The 13,894-nt window shown below is 46.3% G+C and carries 14 protein-coding genes; 13 read left to right on the top strand and 1 reads right to left on the bottom strand.

The annotated features are described in order from the left end of the window. Positions 1 to 9 precede the first annotated feature (9 nt). Positions 10 to 795, bottom strand: coding sequence for a type I methionyl aminopeptidase (map, locus tag ACFOEE_RS15440; RefSeq protein ID WP_377126202.1), 786 nt, complete (start codon positions 793 to 795; stop codon positions 10 to 12). Between the two features lie 280 nt (positions 796 to 1,075). Here map and rpsB point away from each other — a divergent pair, with 280 nt between their 5' ends. The 13 genes from rpsB to lpxA all read left to right on the top strand — a co-directional run bounded on the left by rpsB (position 1,076) and on the right by lpxA (position 13,868). Next, the gene (rpsB, locus tag ACFOEE_RS15445) at positions 1,076 to 1,804 is read left to right on the top strand and encodes a 30S ribosomal protein S2 (RefSeq protein ID WP_377126205.1); all 729 of its coding nucleotides are present in this window, start codon (positions 1,076 to 1,078) and stop codon (positions 1,802 to 1,804) included. A 104-nt stretch (positions 1,805 to 1,908) separates the two neighbouring features. Beyond that, positions 1,909 to 2,760: a translation elongation factor Ts gene (tsf, locus tag ACFOEE_RS15450; RefSeq protein ID WP_377126208.1), complete on the top strand. Its 852-nt coding sequence runs from the start codon at positions 1,909 to 1,911 to the stop codon at positions 2,758 to 2,760. 144 nt (positions 2,761 to 2,904) lie between these two features. Next, complete coding sequence (pyrH, locus tag ACFOEE_RS15455; RefSeq protein WP_377126211.1) at positions 2,905 to 3,642, top strand: UMP kinase; 738 nt, start codon at positions 2,905 to 2,907, stop codon at positions 3,640 to 3,642. Positions 3,643 to 3,660: 18 nt separating this feature from the next. After that, the gene (gene frr, locus ACFOEE_RS15460; protein ID WP_377126214.1) at positions 3,661 to 4,218 is read left to right on the top strand and encodes a ribosome recycling factor; all 558 of its coding nucleotides are present in this window, start codon (positions 3,661 to 3,663) and stop codon (positions 4,216 to 4,218) included. Positions 4,219 to 4,318: 100 nt separating this feature from the next. Next, complete coding sequence (locus ACFOEE_RS15465) at positions 4,319 to 5,080, top strand: isoprenyl transferase (RefSeq protein ID WP_377126217.1); 762 nt, start codon at positions 4,319 to 4,321, stop codon at positions 5,078 to 5,080. 21 nt (positions 5,081 to 5,101) lie between these two features. Further along, positions 5,102 to 5,971 (top strand): phosphatidate cytidylyltransferase, encoded by an 870-nt coding sequence (locus ACFOEE_RS15470; protein ID WP_377126220.1) that lies wholly within the window; start codon positions 5,102 to 5,104, stop codon positions 5,969 to 5,971. Continuing rightward, positions 5,968 to 7,167: a 1-deoxy-D-xylulose-5-phosphate reductoisomerase gene (ispC, locus tag ACFOEE_RS15475; RefSeq protein ID WP_377126223.1), complete on the top strand. Its 1,200-nt coding sequence runs from the start codon at positions 5,968 to 5,970 to the stop codon at positions 7,165 to 7,167. The genes ACFOEE_RS15470 and ispC overlap by 4 nt, the downstream gene beginning before the upstream one ends. A 3-nt stretch (positions 7,168 to 7,170) precedes the next feature. Continuing rightward, complete coding sequence (gene rseP / locus ACFOEE_RS15480; RefSeq protein WP_377126226.1) at positions 7,171 to 8,523, top strand: sigma E protease regulator RseP; 1,353 nt, start codon at positions 7,171 to 7,173, stop codon at positions 8,521 to 8,523. A 69-nt stretch (positions 8,524 to 8,592) separates the two neighbouring features. Next, the gene (gene bamA, locus ACFOEE_RS15485; RefSeq protein WP_377126230.1) at positions 8,593 to 11,064 is read left to right on the top strand and encodes an outer membrane protein assembly factor BamA; all 2,472 of its coding nucleotides are present in this window, start codon (positions 8,593 to 8,595) and stop codon (positions 11,062 to 11,064) included. Positions 11,065 to 11,075: 11 nt separating this feature from the next. Then, positions 11,076 to 11,594 carry an OmpH family outer membrane protein gene (locus ACFOEE_RS15490; RefSeq protein ID WP_377126233.1) on the top strand — a complete coding sequence of 173 codons (519 nt, stop codon included), beginning with the start codon at positions 11,076 to 11,078 and terminating at the stop codon, positions 11,592 to 11,594. Further along, positions 11,594 to 12,631, top strand: coding sequence for a UDP-3-O-(3-hydroxymyristoyl)glucosamine N-acyltransferase (gene lpxD, locus ACFOEE_RS15495; protein ID WP_377126236.1), 1,038 nt, complete (start codon positions 11,594 to 11,596; stop codon positions 12,629 to 12,631). The genes ACFOEE_RS15490 and lpxD overlap by 1 nt, the downstream gene beginning before the upstream one ends. A 12-nt stretch (positions 12,632 to 12,643) precedes the next feature. Next, positions 12,644 to 13,096 (top strand): 3-hydroxyacyl-ACP dehydratase FabZ, encoded by a 453-nt coding sequence (fabZ, locus tag ACFOEE_RS15500; RefSeq protein ID WP_377126239.1) that lies wholly within the window; start codon positions 12,644 to 12,646, stop codon positions 13,094 to 13,096. Position 13,097: 1 nt separating this feature from the next. Beyond that, complete coding sequence (lpxA, locus tag ACFOEE_RS15505) at positions 13,098 to 13,868, top strand: acyl-ACP--UDP-N-acetylglucosamine O-acyltransferase (protein WP_377126677.1); 771 nt, start codon at positions 13,098 to 13,100, stop codon at positions 13,866 to 13,868. Positions 13,869 to 13,894: the final 26 nt, after the last annotated feature.

The following is a 13,894-nucleotide window of genomic DNA, read 5'->3' on the forward strand; positions in this document are numbered from 1 at the left end:
GATTGGCTCCTAGTGTTCGATGATCCTCTCAATGGTGTCGTCTTTACGGTGTGTAAGGATCTCCACGCCATTGTCAGTAACCAGTAATGTATGCTCCCATTGAGCAGATAGACTACGGTCTTTCGTCACTACAGTCCAGTTGTCTTTCAACAGTTTACAATGACGTTGTCCGGCGTTCACCATAGGCTCAATGGTCAAGCACATACCGGCTTTAAGCAATTCACCAGTACCAGGTTTGCCATAGTGCATCACTTGTGGTTCTTCGTGGAACTCAGCCCCAATACCATGACCACAATATTCGCGTACGATTGAGTAGTTAAAGCCTTCAGCATATTTTTGAATCGCGGCACCAATATCCCCTAAACGCACGCCAGGTTTAACCATACGAATGGCAAGGTAAAGGCTCTCTTGAGTCACTTCGCTTAGGCGCTTTCCTTGAATTGAAGGGGTGCCAACGTAAAACATTTTTGAGGTATCGCCGTGGTAACCATCTTTAATCACGGTAATATCGATATTGATGATGTCACCGTCTTTGAGTGGTTTGTCATTGGGAATACCGTGACAAATCACTTGGTTTACCGAAGTACAAATCGATTTCGGAAAGCCATGATAGTTTAACGGTGCCGGGATGGCGTTTTGCACGTTAACAATATAGTCGTGACAAATGCTGTTGAGTTCGTCAGTGGTCACCCCAGGTTTGACATACGGCTCGATCATTTCCAACACTTCGGCGGCAAGACGTCCGGCAACGCGCATTTTTTCAATTTCATCAGGGGTTTTAATCACTGCGCTCATTCAAGCTCCCATTTCAGTTTACAGTTTTGTGGTATAAATTTTATACGTATCATTGAGTCGACGCGTTTTATATGGTATAAAGCGCGCCGTCTTTTTACAAATAAATTCTTGTTTCAGCCAGTTTGCGTCACAAGGATTATTTGTAACTAAGGCACTAAACTTTAATTTTAACACACACACATATCGACACATACACTTGGGTGCAAGTTTAAAACATTTTTAAACATGTTGGTGCTATGGGATATGTGGAGGCCTAACCCTTACTTTGAGGAAAATACAAATGGCAAACGTTTCAATGCGCGATATGCTACAAGCTGGCGTACACTTCGGTCACCAAGCTCGTTACTGGAACCCAAAGATGAAGCCGTTCATCTTCGGTGCTCGTAACCGCGTACATATCATCAACCTAGAAAAAACTGTTCCTATGTTCAACGATGCACTTAAGTTCCTTACGAACGTAGCATCTAACAAAGGCAAAATCCTTTTCGTAGGTACTAAGCGCGCTGCAAGCGAAGCAGTTAAAGAAGCAGCTTCTGGTTGTGACCAATTTTACGTAAATCACCGTTGGTTAGGTGGTATGTTGACTAACTGGAAAACAGTTCGTCAATCAATCAAGCGTCTTAAAGACCTTGAAGTACAAAGCCAAGACGGTACTTTCGAGAAGTTGACTAAGAAAGAAGCGTTAATGCTTACTCGTGAAATGGAAAAGCTTGAGAAGAGCCTTGGCGGTATCAAAGAGATGGGCGGTTTACCAGACGCTATCTTCGTTATCGACGCTGATCACGAGCACATCGCAATTCGCGAAGCAAACAACCTAGGTATTCCAGTAGTATCTATCGTTGATACTAACTCAAACCCAGATGGCGTTGACTTTGTTGTTCCTGGTAACGACGACGCTATCCGTGCTATCCAGCTTTACACTGGCGCAGTAGCTCAAGCAATTACTGAAGGCCGTGAGCGCAACATCGTTGCTCAAGCTGAGAAAGACGACTTCGTAGAAGCTGAGTAATAAGCTGTCATCAAGTCTTCATCTTGTTCTGATGAAGACTTGATATTCTTTACAAGCGGACCTTCCGCTTAAAGTAAACCGAATTCAGATTTGAGGATATTCAAATGGCTGTAACTGCTGCCCTAGTTAAAGAGCTACGCGACCGCACTGGCGCTGGCATGATGGATTGTAAAAAAGCGCTAACTGAAACTAACGGTGACATCGAACTTGCGATTGAGAACATGCGTAAGAGCGGTGCTGCTAAAGCTGCTAAGAAAGCAGGTAACATCGCTGCTGAAGGTACAATCCTTATCAAGCAAGCTGACGGTGTTGCTGCACTAGTTGAAGTTAACTGTCAAACAGACTTCGTTGCTAAAGATGCAAACTTCCTAGCATTCGCTAACGAAGTAGCTGACGCTGCAATCGCTGCAACTGTAACTGTTGAAGAGCTACAAGCACAATTCGAAGAGAAGCGTGTTGCTCTAGTTGCTAAAATTGGCGAAAACATCAACGTACGTCGCGTTCAGTACATCCAAGGTGCTGCACTAGCTGCATACCGTCACGGCGACCGTATCGGTGTTGTTGTTGCAGGTTCTGCTGACGAAGAAACACTTAAGCAAGTAGCTATGCACGTTGCTGCATCACGTCCAGAGTATGTAAACCCTGAAGACGTACCAGCTGACGTAGTAGCGAAAGAGCGTGAAGTGCAAATCGAAATCGCTATGAACGAAGGCAAGCCAGCTGAAATCGCTGAGAAAATGGTTGAAGGCCGTATGAAGAAGTTCACTGGTGAAGTGTCTTTAACTGGTCAACCATTCATCATGGAACCAAAGAAAACAGTTGGTGAGTTCCTGAAAGAGAAAGGCATCGCTGTAAGCGCATTCGTTCGCCTAGAAGTAGGTGAAGGCATCGAGAAGAAAGTAGATGACTTCGCTGCTGAAGTTGCTGCACAAGTAGCTGCTGCAAAAGGCAACTAATCGCTTAGCTTGACGTGGAGCAAGGCTGGTGAGACCACCGCAGTTTGCTTTGCGTCAAACGCGAAAATTCTTTAGAATAGCCGCGCTTGTGTGTAGACATAAGCGCGGTTTTTTTTACCTCACTTTTAAATTGGCCCGGACTGTATGACTATCAATCGAAAACCTGTTTTTAGACGCGTTCTTCTCAAATTAAGCGGTGAAGCTTTAATGGGAGACGAAGGCTTTGGTATCGATCCGAAAATTTTGGATCGCATGGCTCAAGAAATCAAAGAACTAGTAGAACTCGACGTAGAAGTGGGTTTGGTTATTGGCGGCGGCAACTTCCTGCGTGGTGGCTCACTTGCCAAAGCAGGTATGAACCGTGTGGTGGGTGACCACATGGGGATGTTGGCAACGGTAATGAATGGTCTGGCGATGCGTGATGCGTTGCACCGTGCATTTGTCAATGCGCGTTTGATGTCGGCTATCCCGTTAAATGGTGTGTGCGATGCGTATAATTGGGCAGAGGCAATCAGCCTGCTGAAATCTGGCCGTGTAGTGATTTTCGCTGCAGGTACAGGTAACCCATTCTTTACTACTGACTCTGCAGCGTGTTTACGCGGTATTGAAATCGAAGCAGACACCGTAATTAAAGCAACTAAAGTGGACGGCGTGTACAGCGACGACCCAGTAAAAAATCCAGCAGCGACACTTTACCGTCATTTGAGCTATGATGAAGTGATTGATCAAGAATTGAAGGTGATGGACCTCGCGGCATTTACGCTTGCGCGTGACCACGATATGCCCATCAGCGTATTCAATATGAATAAACCAGGCGCGCTTAAGCGCGTTATCATGGGTGAGGAAGAAGGTACGCTTATTTCCTCGCAACCTTCTGAATAAATGGACTAGGAAAGCATTGTGATTAACGATATTAAAAAAGACGCGCAAGAGCGTATGCAAAAAAGTGTGGCAGCACTAGCGAGCCAATTGTCAAAGATCCGTACTGGTCGTGCACATCCTGCGCTATTAGACGGTATTTCAGTATCTTACTACGGTGCCGATACACCACTTAACCAAGTAGCGAACGTGTCAATTGAAGATGCGCGTACCTTGGCTATCAGCGTGTTTGACCGTTCTTTAACGCAAGCAGTAGAGAAGGCGATTATGGCTTCTGATCTGGGTTTAAACCCAATGTCAGCGGGTTCTATCATTCGTGTGCCGTTACCTCCGCTTACAGAAGAGCGTCGTAAAGACCTGATCAAAGTAGTACGTGGTGAAGTTGAAGCGGGCCGTGTTGCAGTACGTAATATTCGCCGTGACGCTAATGGCGATATCAAATCGTTACTAAAGGACAAAGGTATTTCTGAAGATGAAGCGCGTCAAGGCGAAGAAGAAATTCAAAAGCTGACCGATAAGTTCATCAAAGAAATGGATAACCAACTGGCTGCAAAAGAAGCAGAGTTGATGGAAATCTAAGCTGAGGTTATCCGCCTCTATGCAGTAATCCGAAATTTAGTAGGTTTGCTACGCCGCCTAGGGTATACTAGGCGGCGTTTTTTTTTACTTACGAATTAGTATGGTTCTGAACGCCGAAACAATTTCTCAGCAGTCTTTACCCCGTCACGTGGCAATTATCATGGACGGTAATGGCAGATGGGCGCAGGCGCGCAATCGTCCGCGCGTTTTTGGGCATAAAAAAGGGGTCGATGCGGTACGCAGCGCTGTACAATTCTGTTCAAGACTCGGCGTCCAATCGTTGACGCTGTTTGCCTTTAGCAGCGAAAACTGGCGCCGCCCAGAAGATGAAGTCAGTACTTTGATGGAGCTCTTTCTTTATGTGCTCACCAAGGAAGTCAAACGGCTGAACAAAAACAATGTCAAGCTTAGCATCATAGGCGATATCTCCAAGTTTCCTCTGGCATTACAGGAGCGTATTTTCGCGGCACAAGACTTGACTGCCAGCAATACCGGACTACAGCTTAATGTGGCAGCCAACTATGGTGGGCGCTGGGACATTACTCACGCTACGCAGCAGTTGGCAAAACAAGTGGCTGAGGGTAAGCTGCAAGCCAGTGATATTACAGAAGACGCGATTAGCCAGCATTTATCTATGGCAGGTCAACCTGAGTTGGATTTACTTATCCGCACCGGTGGTGATTTGCGCATCAGCAACTTTTTGCTGTGGCAGGCTGCGTACGCGGAGCTGTATTTTACTCAAACTTTATGGCCGGACTTCGATGAAGCCGCCTTTGCAGAAGCGATTGCCAGTTATGTCGCGCGTGAGCGTCGATTTGGCTGTACTGGCGAACAAATAAAACAATTACTCGCTTCTAAATAACCACAGTTGAAGGGTTAGAATTTGTTAAAACAACGTATTATGACGTCTGCGGTGTTGGCACCAGCCGCGCTGCTATTGGTGTTTTATACACCTCTAGCACAATTTAGCTTAATTGCGGGCCTTATCGTGTTACTGGGTGCTTGGGAGTGGTCTGCTTTTATCGGCTTTACCACCAAGCGCGCGCGCAGCGGTTTTACTTTGCTGGTTGCTACTATTCTCGCGGTATTACATTGGCATTGGCCGATAGAGACACTGTGGCTAGCCAATGGCACGCTTATCGCCGATGCGAATTATGTCTTCACTTTGGCGTTTGCTTGGTGGTTAGTGGCAACCATTTTGGTGTGCAAATACCCCGGTATGTCGAGTGTCTGGCGGGAAGGTATTGTGCTGCGCGCGATTGCTGGTCTGTTAACCTTAGTGCCACTGTGGTTGGCGCTTAATACCCTACGTAGCGCGCACTATGCTGAGCAACATCATTTCGGCTCGACCTTGATTATGGTGGTGCTCGGTATTGTCTGGGCGGCAGATATCGGCGCTTATTTTGCTGGCAAAAACTTTGGTAAACATAAGCTTATGCCTAAAGTCAGTCCGAATAAAACCATTGAAGGCCTTATTGGCGGCTTAGTTGCAGCAGTTATTTTTGTCGTAGCGTTTTGCTATTACGCTGCGGTACCAAGTGAAAAGTGGGCAGTTTATGGTGTGATGACCGTCTTTATCGCGCTGTTTTCAGCGGTTGGTGACTTACTTGAAAGTATGTTTAAGCGCGAAGTTGGCTTGAAAGACTCTGGCTCGTGTTTACCTGGACATGGCGGTATTTTAGACCGTATTGACAGCCTCACGGCAGCTGCACCTATATTTGCGCTATGTTACGCATGGACGGTCACTTTATGATGCAAAACGTGGTCGTGCTTGGCTCGACTGGGTCTATTGGACAGTCCACTTTAGATGTTATTGCGCGTAATCACCAACGCTATCAAGTGTTAGCGTTAGTGGCGGGGCAAGGTGTCGACACTATGGTTGCACAGTGTCTGCAATTTAAGCCGCGTTTTGTGGTGATGGCTTCTGAACAAGCCGCACAGACGCTTCGCGCTGCGCTACAAACAACAGCACTTAGACCGCTACCTGAAGTGCTTGCTGGCACTAAAGCGATGCAAGAGATTGCCGCCCATCCTGAGGCGGATATCGTCATGGCGGCGATTGTTGGGGCTGCGGGTCTCTTGCCAACTTTAAGCGCGGTAGAAGCAGGTAAGAAAGTGTTGCTGGCCAACAAAGAAGCCTTAGTGATGTCGGGTCAGTTGTTTATGGACAAAGTGATAAAACATAGAGCCACTTTGTTACCGATAGACAGTGAGCATAATGCCATTTATCAAAGCCTTCCGTATGCCTTCCAGCAAGACCAAACCGCACACCTAGCTCATCATGGTGTGAGCAAAATCCTTTTAACTGGCTCAGGTGGGCCATTCTTGCAGCGGCCACTAGACACGCTTGATGCCGTGACGGTGGCAGAGGCGGTGGCCCATCCCAATTGGTCAATGGGGCAGAAAATTTCTGTTGATTCGGCCACCATGATGAACAAAGGGCTGGAATTTATCGAAGCCAAATGGCTATTCAATTGCAGTGCTGACGACATTGAAGTCGTCATTCATCCGCAAAGCATGATCCACTCTATGGTACAGTACCGCGACGGCTCGGTTATCGCGCAGCTAGGCCAGCCTGATATGCGCACGCCAATTGCGTATGGGCTTGCTTATCCAGAGCGAATTGATGCCGGTGTGGCACCACTAGATTTTGCTAAAATGGTGAACTTTTCATTCACTAAGCCTGACTTTGCGCGTTATCCTAACTTGCAGTTGGCAATTGCGGCGTGTCGTAGTGGTCAAGCTGCAACCACCACAGTTAACGCCTCGAATGAGGTTGCTGTGGCCGCGTTTTTGTGCGGTGAAATTGGCTTTACGGATATTTACCGTGTCAATGCGGCGGTATTAGAACAAGCAGACCTGCCTGCGACACACTGCCTTGATGACATTTTGGCAGTCGATGGTGTCGCGCGGGAAATGGCGTATCAACGAATTCAATCCTTGAGGTAAGCTATGCTGGCGTTTTTATGGAATCTCGGTGCATTTATACTCGCTTTGGGTATTTTAGTAACAGTGCATGAATATGGACATTTCTGGGTAGCAAGAAAAGCTGGCGTTAAAGTGCTGCGGTTTTCTATCGGTTTTGGCAAGCCATTAATTAAATGGTACGACAAACTCGGCACTGAGTACGTGATTGCGCTTATCCCACTTGGCGGTTACGTCAAAATGCTTGATGGGCGGGTTGAAGAGGTGAGTGCCCAAGAGCACCATTTGGCGTTTAACAATAAGCCCGTATCGCGTCGGATAGCCATTGTTGCGGCAGGTCCCATTGCCAACTTTTTGTTTGCTATTATCGCTCTTGCTGCAATGTATATGATTGGGGTGCAAAGTGTTAAACCTGTGGTAGGTGAAGTTACTCCAGCTAGTCGCGCCGCCGCAGCCAATCTTAGCAGCCAAGATTTAATCTTAAGCGTCAACGAGCAAGTGGTGACGGATTGGCAGGATGTCAATTTTGCTTTGATGGCGGCGCTTGGTGAGTCACAATTGGTGTTGAAAGTGAAAGATGCGCACAATGCGCTACAAATACGCCAAGTTTATATTCAGGGCTGGAAATTAGATCAACAAGATGTGCCGCCTTTACAGTCGCTTGGTATCACACCTTTTCGTCCTGCTATCACCACCGAAGTAGCTCAAGTCGGCAGCCAATCTGCGGCAGAACAAGCTGGGATTATGGTAGGCGACCGCTTGCTCGCAGTGAATGGCGAAGCGTTTAGCGATTGGTTTGATTTTGTTAAGGTTATCAAAAACTCACCGGAACAACCTCTAACGCTGCAAGTTGCACGTAACAACCAAACCTTAGACTTAGTCGCGACACCAAGCGCTCAAACCGACAATGACGGCAACCGCATCGGTGTACTTGGCGTTGCGCCACGGATGGAAAATTGGCCAACTGAATACATAGAAACTAGACATTATGGCCCTTTGGATAGTATCGTGCTCGGCGGGCAGAAAACCTGGGAACTTATCACCCTCAGTTTTGATATGATAGGCAACCTGTTAACGGGGCAGGTGTCGGTCAAGAATTTAAGCGGCCCAGTAGGCATCGCAGTCGGTGCAGGCAACAGTGTCAGTTATGGTTTGGTAGCGTTTTTAAGCTTCTTAGCGCTTATCAGTGTAAACCTTGGTGTTTTCAACTTATTGCCGCTGCCGGTCTTAGATGGCGGGCATTTAATGTATTACATAATTGAACTAATTCGCAAAAAGCCAGTCTCTGAAAAGACACAAGAGTTAGGTTTTAAACTAGGTGCGATGCTGTTATTGGCATTAACCTGTTTTGCGTTAATGAATGACGTTGCCAGATTGTAGCCGTAAGCCAGATTTGGATAAGGTTAAGCGCAATAACGCTAGAAAGTTGTAAAGGATAAAGATAATAAGATGCCTATAAAAAAACACATAGCAGTTACCGGTTTACTTGGCGCAAGTTTTGCGGCCTTGGGGCAAAACTCCTTTATTGTTGAAGATTTAAAAGTTGAAGGTTTACAACGCGTTGCTTTAGGTGCTGCGTTGACTCATATCCCGATTAACGTGGGCGATAATATTGACGACTATACAGTCGCAAAAACCATTAAAGCGCTATATAAATCAGGGCATTTCGACAACATCCAAGTCTATCGTGAAGGCAGCTTACTGGTTTTCAAAGTCACTGAGCGTCCTACCATTAGCTCTATTGAATTTGATGGCAACAAAGACATCAAAGATGAGCAGCTGACTGAAAGTTTAGAGCAACAAAATATTCGCCAAGGCGAGCCGTTAGATAAAACGGTGTTAGACAACATCGAAAAAGGCCTAACGGAGTTCTTCCACAGCATTGGTAAATACAATGCTAAAGTAAATATTGAAGTCACTGAGTTGCCACGTAATCGCGTCAAACTTAAATTGAAGTTTGAAGAAGGCGATGCGGCCTCAGTACGCCAAATTAACTTAGTGGGTAATGAGTTATTCAGTGACGAAGAGTTGTTAGCGCTGTTTGAATCGCAACAGGATTTACCTTGGTGGAAATTCCTGTCTAATGACCGTTATCAAAAGAAAACCATTGAAGGTGACCTTGAGAAAATCAAGAGTTACTATTTAGACCGTGGTTATTTACGCTTTAATATCGATTCAACGCAAGTATCGGTGAGCCCAGAGCGTGACGCCGTGTACGTTACCGCAAACTTAACTGAAGGCGAAAAGTACAAAGTAAAAGGCTTTGACTTTATCGGTGACTTGCTTGGCCGTGAAGATTTAATTCGCGCTATCGTGCCACTGCGTGAAGGTGAGCTTTACAACGGTTCAATCGTCACGGCTTCAGAAGAATTCATCAAAGGGTATTTAGCGCGTTTTGGTTATGCTAACGCCGAAGTACGTACCATCCCTGACATTGACGACGAAAACAAAGAAGTTCAGCTTACGCTGTCGGTGAATCCAGGCAAGCGCGTATATGTGCGTCGTATTGTGGTAGAAGGTAACCACAATACTGCAGATGAAGTAGTACGCCGCGAAATGACGCAGCTTGAAGGTGCGTGGCTGTCAAACCAGCAACTTGAGCGCTCGAAATTACAAATTCAACGTTTGCCGTATATGGAAAACGTGGAATTTAATGTCAAGCCTGTGCCGGGCCAAGACGATTTAGTCGACGTTGACTTTAAAGTGAAAGAGCAACCTGCGGGTAGTTTCCAAGCCGGTCTTGCTTATGGCTCGTACGCGGGTCTGCAATTTAACATTGGCGTAAGTGAGTCTAACTTCCTTGGTACGGGTAACCAAGTTGGTTTTAATATTAATACTTCACGCGGCTCGCGCAGCTACAGCGTGTCGTATACCGATCCGTATTTCACGCCAGACGGCGTGTCGCAAGGTAGCAGTATTTTCTATAACGAATTTGACGGTAGCAAGTTTGGTATCGTTGGCTATAACTCTAAAACTTATGGCCTTGGTACCAACCTAGGTTTCCCAATTGATGCCATCAACCGCATCAACTTCGGTGTGCGTTGGTTAGAAGAAGAGCTTGATAACATCACAGAGTTTGAACAAAACCGTGTACTTCGTGAAAGCTTTACCGATCCTAACAACCCAGATGCGCCATTTGAGTTTACCAAATATGAGTTGAGCGTGGGTTGGTCACGTGTGACGGTTAACCGCGGGATGTTCCCAACCGATGGTTCGCGCCAAAGCTTGTCATTGATGGCTACGACACCTAACTCAGATTTGAATTTTTTCAAGCTCAATTACGATTCGCGTTTCTATTGGCCAATCAGTAACGACCATCGCTGGGTATTCTCAGCGCGAGCAGCACTGGGTTATGGTAATGGTTATGGCAGCACCAATGGCGCAGATCAAACCCTACCGTTCCAAGAGTTTTTCCGTATTACGGAAATGGAACTGCGTGGCTTTGACCGTAACACCATTTTACCGCGAGCAATTATTCGTCGGCCGAATCTTATCCCTGGGACTCCTCAGCCCGATGGCGGTAGTACAAGTGGATTAGGTGGCGATGAGCAATTTGATGTATTGTTGCCGTCAGGTCGTATCGGTGGTAACGCTAAAGCGGTGGCTGGCGTCGAAATGATAGTACCGACGCCATTCCTTGATGACGACAAATCAGGTTCAGTACGCACCAGTTTCTTTGTGGACGTAGCAAACGTTTGGGACACTGAGTTCGACTTAAGCCGTTATACCGAATTACAACGCGATCAGCTCGCGAAAATTGATGACTACTCAGACCCATCACGCTACCGTGCGTCGACCGGTTTATCTATTCAATGGATCTCTCCAATGGGTCCGATGCTAATCAGTTTTGCTTATCCGCTTAAAAAAGAAGAAGATGATGACACCAAAACGATTAGCTTTAACATTAGTAACACTTTCTAAGGAGTCTTTACGTGAACAAATTAGCTAAAACCTCAGCTTTGGCCTTGATGGCAACCTTACTAATGGGAACTTCGGCAAGTGCACTTGCACACAAAGTCGGCATTGTAGATATGCAAAAGGTGTATCAACAAATTCCACAAATGGCGAAAATTGAGCAAGCATTGCAAACTGAGTTTGCAGAGCGTCGTCAGGAGTTAGAAAAAATCCAAGGCGATATTCGTTTTGAAGCAGAAAAGTTCAAACGTGAATCTGCCACCATGAGCGACGACCAAAAAGACAAGTTGCGCGACAAAATTCAGGATATGCAAAAGACACTGGCTGAAAAAGGTCGTCCACTTGAGCAAGAAATGAAAACTCGCCAAGGTCAAGAATTGACTAAAGTACAAAAGCTTATCCTTGACGCTGTTGATGAAGTAGCGAAAAAAGGTAAGTTTGACGAAGTAAAATTAAAAGACGCAACAATTTACTTCAACCCAGAGAAAGTAACCGATCTTTCTGAGCAAGTTGTAGAAGTAGTAAGCAAGAAATAATGACCAAGCAGTACACCCTAGCTCAACTCGCAGAGTGGATTGATGCTCAAGTGCAAGGTGACGGTAATGCCGTCATCTGCCGTATCGCGACACTCGCAAAAGCAACCGCGCAAGAGATTGCGTTTTTGGCCAATAAAAAATACCGCGGTCAGCTTGCTACCACGCAAGCCGGTGCGGTGATCCTCTCGCCTGATGAAGCGGAATATTTCACCGGCAATAAGCTAGTGACGAAAGACCCTTATACCGCTTATGCATTGCTCGCTCAAAAGCTTGATACTACTCCGGTTGCTGCCAGTGGTGTGCACCCCAGTGCCAGTATTGCAGCCGATGCGAAAATCAGCCCAAGCGCACACATTGGTGCTAACGCTGTCATTGAATCTGGTGCAGAAATTGGTGATGAGGTTGAGATTGGTGCTAACTGCTTTGTCGGAAAGTATGCCAAAATAGCCGCCCGCACGAAACTGTGGGCAAATGTGACCGTATACCATGAAGTTGAAATTGGCAGTGACTGCTTATTTCAATCTGGGGCGGTGATAGGTAGTGATGGTTTTGGTTATGCCAACCAAAAAGGCCAGTGGATTAAAATTCCTCAGGTCGGCCGAGTGATCATTGGCAATCATGTAGAAGTGGGTGCCAATACCGTGATTGATCGTGGCGCAATTGACGATACTATCGTGCACGACAACGTGATCATAGATAATCTATGCCAAATTGCACACAACGTCGAAATTGGCTCAGGCACCGCGATTGCGGGAGCAACTGTGCTCGCTGGCAGTGTGAAAATAGGCAAGTTTTGTCAAATCGGCGGTATGGTTGCCATTAATGGCCATAATGAGATTTGTGATAAAGTGATTATCACAGGTATGAGTATGGTGATTAGTTCCATCACTGAGCCAGGCGTTTATTCTTCCGGTGTGCCGCACAGCACGAACTTGGAATGGCGCAAAAGCATGGCTCACTTACGCAATTTATCGGATTTCAAGGCCCGTATTAAGGCACTTGAAAACCAAGTTGAGCAACTTAAACACCCTGAATAAAAGGATGCTATTTTGGCTAACGAATTAAATAGCTTTGATATTCAAGAAATCTTGAAATTATTGCCACACCGCTACCCAATGCTATTGGTAGACCGTGTGTTGGATTACAAACCGGGCGAATACCTGCACGCGATTAAAAACGTGACGGCCAATGAGCCAATTTTTACCGGCCACTTCCCGGAACAGCCAATTTTCCCAGGTGTTTTAATTCTTGAAGCATTGGCACAGGCAACGGGTTTGCTTGGCTTTAAAACAGTCGAGAATCGTGGCGACAATGAACTATACTTGTTCGCAGCGATTGATGATGCACGTTTTAAACACCCAGTAACACCGGGTGATACCATGCATCTTCATGTGCAGTTCTTGAAGGAGCGCCGCAACATGTGGAAATTTGCTACCGAAGCGAAAGTCGATGGCAAAATAGTGTGTAGCGCAGAATTAATGTGTGCAAGAAGAGAGCTATAGCGTGATCCATCCTACCGCAATTATTGAGTCAGGCGCGAAGCTGGGTGCCAACGTCAAAGTTGGCCCTTACAGTTATATTGGTAATGATGTGGTGATAGGTGATAACTGTATCATCGAATCACACGTGGTGATCAAAGGCCCGTCGACGATTGGCTCTGGCAACCATATTTATCAGTTTGCTTCGGTAGGGGAAGCCTGCCAAGATAAGAAGTACAAGGATGAACCAACACAGCTTATCATAGGTGATAACAATATCATCCGTGAGTGCGCCACTATCCATCGTGGTACCATTCAAGACCAAGGTATTACGCGCATTGGCTCAAACAACCTATTTATGGCCTATACCCACGTTGCGCACGATGCGGTGATTGGCAGTAATGTTATTTTTGCTAACAATGCCAGTGTAGCAGGCCACGTTCACGTCGGTGACTGGGTTATTCTGGCAGGTAATACCGGTGTTCATCAGTTTTGTAAAATTGGTGCGCATGCCTTTATCGGTATGTACTCTGGGGTAAACAAAGACGTACCACCGTTTGTAACCACAACAGGTACGCCAGCGCAACCAGCCGCTATCAATACTGAAGGGATGAAGCGTCGTGGTTTCTCTTCGGAAGAGATCATGGCAACTCGCCGCGCTTATAAGTCCTTATACCGTAAAGGTTTGACCTTAGAACAAGCGAGCGTAGAATTACAGGCCGAGGCAGCACAATTCCCAAGTGTGAAATTGATGCTGGACTTTCTGGCGACCTCGGAACGTGGGATCATACGTTAATCTCAAGTCCCGACACCACAACGCCA

The organism is Pseudoalteromonas fenneropenaei, assembly GCF_042643375.1.
Classification (GTDB): Bacteria; Pseudomonadota; Gammaproteobacteria; order Enterobacterales; family Alteromonadaceae; genus Pseudoalteromonas; species Pseudoalteromonas fenneropenaei.

Excerpts from the sequence above, each read along its gene's own strand:
- lpxD (WP_377126236.1), top strand. The coding sequence starts at position 11,594 with ATGACCAAGCAGTACACCCTAGCTCAACTCGCAGAGTGGATTGATGCT.
- map (WP_377126202.1), bottom strand. The coding sequence starts at position 795 with ATGAGCGCAGTGATTAAAACCCCTGATGAAATTGAAAAAATGCGCGTT.
- ACFOEE_RS15465 (WP_377126217.1), top strand. The coding sequence starts at position 4,319 with ATGGTTCTGAACGCCGAAACAATTTCTCAGCAGTCTTTACCCCGTCAC.
- rseP (WP_377126226.1), top strand. The coding sequence starts at position 7,171 with ATGCTGGCGTTTTTATGGAATCTCGGTGCATTTATACTCGCTTTGGGT.
- bamA (WP_377126230.1), top strand. The coding sequence starts at position 8,593 with ATGCCTATAAAAAAACACATAGCAGTTACCGGTTTACTTGGCGCAAGT.
- ispC (WP_377126223.1), top strand. The coding sequence starts at position 5,968 with ATGATGCAAAACGTGGTCGTGCTTGGCTCGACTGGGTCTATTGGACAG.
- pyrH (WP_377126211.1), top strand. The coding sequence starts at position 2,905 with ATGACTATCAATCGAAAACCTGTTTTTAGACGCGTTCTTCTCAAATTA.
- tsf (WP_377126208.1), top strand. The coding sequence starts at position 1,909 with ATGGCTGTAACTGCTGCCCTAGTTAAAGAGCTACGCGACCGCACTGGC.
- rpsB (WP_377126205.1), top strand. The coding sequence starts at position 1,076 with ATGGCAAACGTTTCAATGCGCGATATGCTACAAGCTGGCGTACACTTC.